Source organism: Desulfobulbus rhabdoformis (assembly GCF_016919065.1).
Classification (GTDB): Bacteria; Desulfobacterota; Desulfobulbia; order Desulfobulbales; family Desulfobulbaceae; genus Desulfobulbus; species Desulfobulbus rhabdoformis.
In genome coordinates this window covers 1-969 of sequence record NZ_JAFFQA010000137.1, presented here as the reverse complement: position 1 = coordinate 969, position 969 = coordinate 1, and the positions used below count along the sequence as shown (strand labels likewise).

Annotated in this window: 1 protein-coding gene; it reads left to right on the top strand. The window is 44.8% G+C overall.

The genetic code is table 11. The features are described from left to right. Positions 1-9: 9 nt before the first annotated feature. Complete coding sequence (locus JWJ90_RS22765; protein ID WP_338032366.1) at positions 10-828, top strand: transposase; 819 nt, start codon at positions 10-12, stop codon at positions 826-828. The last annotated feature ends 141 nt before the right edge of the window (positions 829-969 follow it).

The following is a 969-nucleotide window of genomic DNA, read 5'->3' as shown; positions in this document are numbered from 1 at the left end:
GACCTTGTTATTCGTGACCTCGCGTATATGCATCTATCAGCATTGCGAGGTATCCTGCAGAACCTTGGTGATTTTTTATGCCGTCTGCAAGCCAACAAAAACGTGTATCAGCTTCGAGGCAAGAAAACGGTTAAGCTGAATTTTTCCCGTATCGTTCGAGCCATGACCGATGCCGGAATTGAAAGATTCGAAGACCGGGTATTTCTTGACCAAAATCTGACACTACAGGTTCGTCTCTTCGTTTATCTGCTTCCTGAATGCGTTTATCAGGAACGAATGCGTAAGGCTCATTTGAATGCCCAAAAGAAAGGGCGGCAATTAGGTAAAGAATTCAAAGCCCGAGCGAGGCTCAACCTGTTCATCACCTCTGCATCTGAAAAGTTGCTCGATATTCAGAATGCGTGGAAGGCGTACACCTTGCGCTGGCAGATTGAGCTCGTCTTCAAAACCTGGAAATCGCTCTGGAAGATCGATAAGGTCAAGAAGGTGAAAAAGCAGCGCCTTGAGTGCTATATTTACTCGAAATTATTCATCATAGTACTCAGCCTGAACATGTTATGGATAACGCATAATCTCATGCGTGGGTTCTATGGTAAAAATCTCAGCTTCTACAAAGCGATAAAAACCTGGATGAGATCGCTAGACCGTTTCAAGGAGGCATTTTTTAACGGGATAGAAGCTGTAACGGATTTTCTGGTTAAATTCTTCAAGTTAAGCTGCCAGAAGCATTTGCTGGAGAAGAAGAAAAATGGAAACTATTCTCCAGAAGTCATTCAAGATGTTTTGCTTTTGAGAATTGAGGGTGAGCCAATGCCATGTGTGGCTTAATCAGGGACTCACGGCTTAGCCTGACGGCTATTCGCGACACGAAGTCGCTTTAAATATATGTTTCCACGTGGAAAAAAATATCGTGGAAACCCGGTGTTCCGCCACCGGCATCCTAGGGAGGCATGCTGCCGTTGCGCTGAT